8 protein-coding genes are annotated in these 7,401 nt (G+C 40.5%); 4 read left to right on the top strand and 4 right to left on the bottom strand.

Annotation, left to right across the window (positions count from 1 at the left end):
- Nucleotides 1–61 precede the first annotated feature (61 nt).
- Entirely contained in the window at nucleotides 62–202 is a 141-nt protein-coding gene (locus H6H03_RS38540; RefSeq protein WP_190960252.1) for a hypothetical protein, read from the bottom strand.
- 604 nt (nucleotides 203–806) lie between these two features.
- On the opposite strand from H6H03_RS38540, the gene H6H03_RS40995 reads away from it, so the two are divergent.
- The 4 genes from H6H03_RS40995 to H6H03_RS38530 all read left to right on the top strand — a co-directional run bounded on the left by H6H03_RS40995 (nucleotide 807) and on the right by H6H03_RS38530 (nucleotide 2,912).
- Nucleotides 807–1,139 carry a hypothetical protein gene (locus H6H03_RS40995; RefSeq protein ID WP_242058214.1) on the top strand — a complete coding sequence of 111 codons (333 nt, stop codon included), beginning with the start codon at nucleotides 807–809 and terminating at the stop codon, nucleotides 1,137–1,139.
- Complete coding sequence (locus H6H03_RS40990; RefSeq protein WP_242058213.1) at nucleotides 1,102–1,482, top strand: RMD1 family protein; 381 nt, start codon at nucleotides 1,102–1,104, stop codon at nucleotides 1,480–1,482. Before H6H03_RS40995 ends, H6H03_RS40990 begins: the two co-directional genes overlap by 38 nt.
- A complete protein-coding gene (locus H6H03_RS40985; protein WP_242058215.1) occupies nucleotides 1,430–1,609 on the top strand; it encodes a hypothetical protein in 180 nt (59 codons plus the stop codon). The genes H6H03_RS40990 and H6H03_RS40985 overlap by 53 nt, the downstream gene beginning before the upstream one ends.
- A gap of 100 nt (nucleotides 1,610–1,709) precedes the next feature.
- The gene (locus H6H03_RS38530) at nucleotides 1,710–2,912 is read left to right on the top strand and encodes an AIPR family protein (RefSeq protein ID WP_190960251.1); all 1,203 of its coding nucleotides are present in this window, start codon (nucleotides 1,710–1,712) and stop codon (nucleotides 2,910–2,912) included.
- A gap of 91 nt (nucleotides 2,913–3,003) precedes the next feature.
- Here H6H03_RS38530 and H6H03_RS38525 read toward each other — a convergent pair whose 3' ends face one another.
- From H6H03_RS38525 to H6H03_RS38515, 3 genes are all read right to left on the bottom strand, one after another.
- Entirely contained in the window at nucleotides 3,004–3,756 is a 753-nt protein-coding gene (locus H6H03_RS38525) for a hypothetical protein (protein WP_190960250.1), read from the bottom strand.
- A gap of 293 nt (nucleotides 3,757–4,049) precedes the next feature.
- Nucleotides 4,050–6,311 carry a tetratricopeptide repeat protein gene (locus H6H03_RS38520; RefSeq protein WP_190960249.1) on the bottom strand — a complete coding sequence of 754 codons (2,262 nt, stop codon included), beginning with the start codon at nucleotides 6,309–6,311 and terminating at the stop codon, nucleotides 4,050–4,052.
- A gap of 113 nt (nucleotides 6,312–6,424) precedes the next feature.
- Nucleotides 6,425–7,075 carry a DUF924 family protein gene (locus H6H03_RS38515; RefSeq protein WP_190960248.1) on the bottom strand — a complete coding sequence of 217 codons (651 nt, stop codon included), beginning with the start codon at nucleotides 7,073–7,075 and terminating at the stop codon, nucleotides 6,425–6,427.
- Nucleotides 7,076–7,401: the final 326 nt, after the last annotated feature.

The following is a 7,401-nucleotide window of genomic DNA, read 5'->3' as shown; positions in this document are numbered from 1 at the left end:
ACTATCACTAACTATATCAAACCCTTATGACTCCGTTTTTACGAAGATATCAAAGTTTTGTCTAAAAGCTTTGAACAGTCTGGCTTTGGAGTTTTCGGACAAGTCTAGTACAACCGAAAGCTAAGGCAACCACCAAATCCACTACTAAACCAAAATCCACCACAACCACCAAATCCAGCAAACCCACTAACAAAGCCGTCACTCAAAAGAGTTCCAAGTCTCGCAAATCTGCCGCGGCTTAATTCTACAGCTTGGTTCTGAAATTAAGCGATGGCGCTGTCCCAAGACCAAGGGCGAACGCACGAATAGGGCTGCGATCGCTTCTGTGCTAAAGCAAATTTAAGCTGCCTATTAAACCAGTTATCAGTTATCAGTCCTGAAGGCGTATGGTGGGGGATTTAAACCCACCACCAACGCACTCCACCAATTGGTGGGGGACTTCAACCCATAAAAGAACTGATAACTGGTCACTGGTCACTGGTCACTGTTAAAGGAGCGATGGCTTTGCCAACGCCAGGGGCGAACGCAGCCCTATTCGTGGTCGCTCTAATTTTGGTTTCAACAGTAATACCAATGCAGGCAGCGCACTGTGGTTTAGTAATTGCTTTCCAGTACGCTCTCAAGAGGAGGAGAAACAAGAGCGTTCGCCAGCATTTGCAAAGGGCGATTGTATTGTCTGGAGAATATTACAAGTAGTCGTGAATAGGTTTATTGGTAGACTCGATTGTGGTAATCTCTACCAAGACCGGAGCAATTGCGTTCGCTACTACTAAAGACTAATAGGCAAAACATAGCATAGGGCAACAATGCAGAAACTCCTTTTTAGTGATAGAGATAGTTTTAAAGCACAAGCCCTATTTCTTGGTAAGAAGATTGATCTACAGAAATTGGAAAACTATGATTGCTTGGCGACTATGCCAGTAATGGTGAAAGTAGCTGAACAAGGTTGCGCGGTGCTGCTAGGCTATGGTGCAGTTGTTTTGTTTAACCTCGATCCTATAGAAAAAGCAGCCTTCTTGAGGGGGCTATCTTCTCTAGTTCATGACTTATTTAGCAACCCTGAGACAGAAGAAGTGGAAGTTCATCTCAACATTGTCGAGAATGAGCGAGTTAAGGAAGGAAAAATTTTTCTTTTGTGAATTGAGTGTAGAACGCTTGCAGATTGTGGCTGATATTTTGGCCAAAAGTGTTGTTCTTTCTCATTATGAAACGAGCCTAGCAACTGTATTCGATCAAATTGAACCGTTTGCGGCTAGCCTCCAGAGTGAAAATAGAAGCCGGCGGCAGAGTCGGGAATTACTGCGTCAACTAGGCACAACGTTGTTAGTTCAACATAAAATAGTAGGTCGCGTTGAGATTATCGATAAGCCAGAGTTGCTTTGGGAATCCCCACAGTTAGAAAATTTATATCTGCGCTTGGAGGATGAATATGAAATCCGTGAACGCCACAATGCCTTGGAACGCTTTCCTAGAGCTAATTAGCCAAACCGCACAAACGGTACTGGAGTTCATGCAGCATAGTAGTAGCCAGCGAGTAGAGTGGTATGTCGTGATTTTGATTGTGGTAGAAATTCTGCTGTCACTGTACGACATAATATTCAAACGTTGAAAACTTACTTAATACAGCTTTAAGTTTTCCAAGGATGCCATTCGGTTTGGGATTATATACTCTGGATAAATATGCACTACACTCCTGCGCTTTGAAAACTATGCCAAAAAATTGGGTTTTGAAAGTAGACCAGTTTTTCAATGCAAACCCCCACTGCATTATCGCTACCGTTCACGTTGACAGCTTCCCTGCCGACTTACCGTTAGAACCTAATATTCGAGAACCCAACCGCAAAAGCTCAACATATAGACAAATCTTCGACTCATTGACCACTGAGCCGGAAAAATTCTTCTCCAGGCATAGCGGAATCGTACTGTGTACCAACAAGGTCAAGCCCAACAGCAAAAAGACACAGCTAGAACTAGAAATACTGGAAGCTAGTGAAGGCGGTAGCGACGGCATTATCAATGGGGGACATACGGTTTTAGCTTTTCAACAGGCGAGGGAATATAAGTACGACCTTACCGAAGCCAGAGTCAAAGTTACAATCCACATTGGTCTAAGTGAGGATGAGGCAAAAGACATCGCCCTGGCTTCCAATACATCTGCCCCAGTGGATGCGCGTTCTAAAGTTAACGCTAGGGGTGACTACAAATTCATCAAACAGTTTTTAGCCCAACTGGAGCGCGAGGAAGAAACAAAATTCCGCATCGCCTATTACCAGAACCAAAGCGGTGCGCCCAAGAGTCCCCAGTGCAATGTCAATCACCTAATCAAATTGATGAACTGCCTGGACAGGAACAAATACAACCCAGACTCTAAAAGCAGAACCAAGCACCCCCCTGTTAGCAATACCCCTTCTTTATCCGAAGCTGAAAGGCAAAGGTTGTCAAAGCTGTTACCGTTACTGCCAAAGGGGTTGTGGATTGAGCAGAGGCTATTTCAGATAATTGAGGAACATATTACTAAGCCCAGAAAAAAGGGAGTAGTTGACCTCGCTTCAATCGACCCGCGCAAAAATACGTTGTTGCCGGATAGCCGATACTCATTTGGTTTTGCTGCGCCAGCTGATATCGCCATGCCGATTGTCGCCGCTTATCGGGTATTTTTGGATGAACAGTACAACTGGATAATTCCTTTTGATGAGTTCGCTCTTGATTTTCTACAACATCTGTGGGCGAACTATTATAAGAAATACTTGGTGTCAGAGAAATTAGCAGGCAATACAATTGGTAGCAAAATCTGCCGTAACCCTGTGATTTGGGATAACCTTTACGTTTCGGCTCAGAGTTACTTGAATCAGCAGTTGCTCAAAATGGTTGGTTCAAACACCAAGCGTGAAGAATTGAAGCTGGTAAATTAATGCAACAAAAATCTGGTGGTGCATTACGATGTCCTGCCCACAAAGCACCAACAGATTCGTACACAAGAAAGAATACGAATTCTGAATTTTTTTATAGCTGCTGACGCAAGCTATTAATCAATTTGGTAATTTCTTTTTCTCCCTCTTTCTCTTCTACTGTTCTCAGCATTTTTAAAGCTTCTTCGGCTGTGCGTAATGCTTCACGAATTTTGCCACGTTTTTGTTGTGTGGTAGCAATTAGATAAAGACTATAGGAATCTTTTCTTACATCTGGTCGCGCTAGCTTTTTCTCAGGTTTACGCTCTACATCAGCAATTCCAGAACCAAGTGAGCCTATGCGAATATTTTGTATTTCGGCTATTTTTCTGGTAATTTCTAAAACTTGGGGATAATTCCCCTGATCTGCATAAATAGTTCCTAGAGCAATTAGTAGTTCAGGTTCAATGAAAGATTTTTTCTCTGCCGACAAATTTGACTGATTGAGTTTTGTTTGTGCTAATTGTAAATATTCGAGTGCTTTTGAGTATTCACTCAACTCAGTATAAGTAATCACGATAGTATTTAGTATTCTGATTTCTTGCTCAATATCACCATTATTTTGATATTTTTTTAAGTCTTGTTCTAATGTCGCCAATTGTTGTCGCCACTGATTTTTTTGAGCTAATGAATTGGTTGTTCTTTGGGTATTTTTTGGTTCTAAATTGGCTGTTGTATTTAAGTTTAAGGGATTTTTAGCCTCTTTTTCAACCTTGTTACTGCTACTCAGTAATACTTGACTCGTTAAAAATAAACTCCCTGTGATAATCGCAGCTATGGAAAAGATAGTGATATAGTATTTACTCATTCTTTTATCTATCTTGAGAAATGGAATATGTGCCAGAGTATCTTTGAATACTCATTGTAATTGGCTGCTCTCCCAATTTTATTCGTAAGCGGATAGAACTTACACGAACTTATCTGCGTTACTTCTGTTTCCTCGCCCAATCAAACCAATCCTTGACAACAGATTTAACCTGCGCGGACTCTGGTTTGTGTCCCTCCTTGCAAGCAGCAACAAATATAGCTTCAGGTGACTTGACCCCTTTTTAAGGGGTCACCACAGGTGGGGTATCTTAAATGAACCGTATTCATGTGTAACTATTTTCTATAACAAAGAAGTTGCTGCACTAGTTGTTCTTGAAGCTTTTTATCTTGAATAACTTGAGCCACAACCAAAGCTTGATTATAATCACCAGTTTTTGCTTTTAATAAAGCAATTTTTTCTAAAGAACTCGCTCTATCACCATCATCATCTACTACTGTAATATCTGGTGGGTTACCAAAAGTTAAAACCCGTGATTCTGGGTTAGAGATAGTTTTAGCTGCGGCAAAAGCTAAGTCTGAAACTTGTTTTGCTGATTGGATTTTTTGAGCGCGAAGATATGTTTCCGCTATACTTATTAACCCTCTAGTTTTATTTTCAGGGTTTTTGGTATTTTTAGACAGTATATTAACAATCTCACTAGCATCATTACCATTTTCGATAACTAATTTAGCTAACTCTGGCAGCCTATAATCTCGTGTTGTTGTAGGTATAGCTTGTATAATTTGCAAAGCAGCATTATATTGTTTAGCTGCAATCAAAGGCTCTGACATTCTTTGTAAAAGATTATCACGCACTGAAGAGTCTTTCTCTGTTTGAACTGCCTGTATTGCTTCGGCTAACAATTTATTGGCTTGCGGTTGATTACTAATTTTAAGAAATGCCTGTGCAACACTCGCCAAAGCAAAAGCACGCTGTTGTGGTGCTAATTTCCTCGCCTCAGCAGTTGCTTGATTTAACAGTTTATCTGTTTGTGCAGTTTTACCAAATGCAGTTGCAACTAAGGCTAGTGTTTGCACTTTATAAGGTGAATTACCAGAGTTGTTAATCTGCTGAACTATAGACAAAGCGCTTTCTAGTTGTTTGTTTTGGGCATAACCTTCAGCAACTTTTTGCAATAAGCGATTGCGCTGGTCAATATCGGCTTTATCCAAATTTTGAGCAATCTGCAAGGGTAATTCAATATTTCTGGCTTTAATTGCTGCATCGGCAATTCGTGACAGCCAATCTTCTCTACCCATGAAATCATTTCGTTTTGTCTTACTTACTAAGTCAAAAGCGAGTTTGTATTGTTTTTCAGCTAGGGAATTTGCCAAAATATTTTGCAAAAAGCCGACATTATCTATAGCCTCTGGTGTTTGAATTAAAGGAGTAAGTTCAGTGATAATTTGCTCAATTTTTTGTAACTGTCCTGCTTTACTATATTCGTTTGCAATGACTCCCAGAGTTAAGGCTTTTTGTTCTACATTTTCTAATTGTTGTGCTGCTTTATAAGCTGCATCTCTTTGTCCACCTTTAGCATATATTTGAATCAGTGGTGCTTGAAGGTAAACTGCATTACTATCATTACCAGTTGCTTGCAGGGCTGCGGCAAAACTTTGGTCAGCTAGCTGCTGTTGGTCTTTATTACCAGCAGTGAGAGCAATTTCTACGAAGCTTCTACCTTTAAACTCTGGTGTTTCTATATTTTGTGCTAATTTTTGGGCTGCTTCTAGTTGGTTTGTCTGAGTTAATTGCTTAACAACTTCAAATCTAATTCTAGAACGGTAATAAGGATCGGATATTGAAGTAACTAGTTGTAAAGCACGTTCAGTTTTACCTAATTGAGCGTAAATAACAGCAATGGGTTCTAATACCAAAACTCGACGAATTGGTTCTTGAGGTTGAATTTGTTGGGCAAACTCAAGCGACTGCGCCAAAATTTGTTCTGCTGGCACTGTTTGTTTAAGTGCTAAATATTCTTGAGCAATAGGAGTTAAAGCTTTAGTTTGAAATTCTGCACCTTTAATAGACTGACTAGTTGTTAATGCTTGTGTCAACAATGATAAAGCTTGCTGTTGTTCGCCAATTATCCGAAAATAATTAGCTATTCTAATTAAACTTTGAGTTTTTGCAACACTGTAACTACTATTCAAACTCTGGGTTAAGCTTGTTAACGATGTCAACAATTGGCGTAGCTGTGGTTTTTGGCTAGGTTCAATTTGTTGCGCTAATCTTCCTAAAAGTGACTCTTGGGGTAAGTAACTATCGACAAGCTGACTGAGAAAAGTTCTTGTTAATGTTGGATTTTGGGCTTTTAGAGCAATTTGTATAGCTTGGTTAATACGCGAAATTGCTTGTTCATTTTTACCAGCAGGAATATCTTGTTCAAAATCTGACACAAGTATATTAATTTGAATTTGGGTATCTTGCTGCTGCTGTTGTTGACAAGTGGTGGTTTGGGCTAATGTCGGCGAGAAAAATATAAAACTAACAGTATCTAACAAAGTTAAAAGTGACAAGGTTACAATAAAAACCTGGGGATAAAATTTTTGCATACAAAAGATTGTGCTGTTTTAGTTAAGTCTTCTTTTTGTTATACAAGCTATCCTGCGGTTATTACGTAAAAATTATAAAAGACTTGTTGATGACTCGAACGAAATTAAATCGCTCAACTCTCACAGAGAAATTGCGATAGGTGAGACGGCATCGATCGCGTGTGTACAAGATGACCACTTGCGAGGTACTCAAGTTCTTCAGGGGTTGATTGACGTTCTAAAGCTTTATTACGATGAGGATGGCGACCGAATTGCATAAGTATATCTCGATGTCGGCGTGCTTGCGCTGCGGAGAACTCTAGTAATGCACGATACTCCTGTGGTGCCTCCTGCACAAGGTTGTCCCCAAGTTTAATTGCCAGTTCCAAGTTGCTAAGATCCTCAGAATGTCCCAATGGCAGGAAGAAAAAGGTCTTCTCCCAAGGGGTTTTGAGTTCTTCATAGTGCCCTACATTGATGCCTTCAAGCGTCAGATCGCAAGCTTTCGAGTCCTGTGCGAATGCTTGTGCCGTGCCCGCATATATTGAGCGCGAGAACTGGTCGAGGACGAGAATTAGTGCTAGCCGCGATCGGGACTGACCAGACCAAGCATCTAGTTCACATAGTATGGCTTGTTCTAGCAGTGGTGAAAAATGCTCGATTACTTCCACATTCGCCCCACCGCGAAACCACCATTCCCAACGACGAACCATCGTTGCTTGATCGGGGCTTGGTTGGCTTGGAAACCAGAACTGAAGCACATCTTCGTATTTTTCGGTTATCAAAGTAAACCTGCCTTAGCTGTGCCGTATAGTTTAATTATCTGGTATTGTTTGAATGTCTAAATCACTATTATGAGTATTTTGGGGAAATTTGAACCGAAACTGTAGAGTACAAGAAATCTCCCTCAACAATTAAACTATGAAGAAAGTCAAAATAACAGCTTGGCAGATGCGTTAAGCGTGTAGTTTAGGGAAAAAGACTCAGTTGAATACGAAATATTCCAGGACTTACGCAACTGGCACAAAAAGGGGGTAAGGTGCAGCCCTACCCAGCGACAATTCAACTCAAACCAAGCACATAAAAATACTTGGGCGTTTTAGTTGCTGAA

Origin of the sequence: Nostoc paludosum FACHB-159, assembly GCF_014698835.1 — a bacterium.
GTDB lineage: Bacteria > Cyanobacteriota > Cyanobacteriia > Cyanobacteriales > Nostocaceae > Nostoc > Nostoc paludosum.
This window is presented reverse-complemented; position numbering and strand designations above follow the sequence as displayed.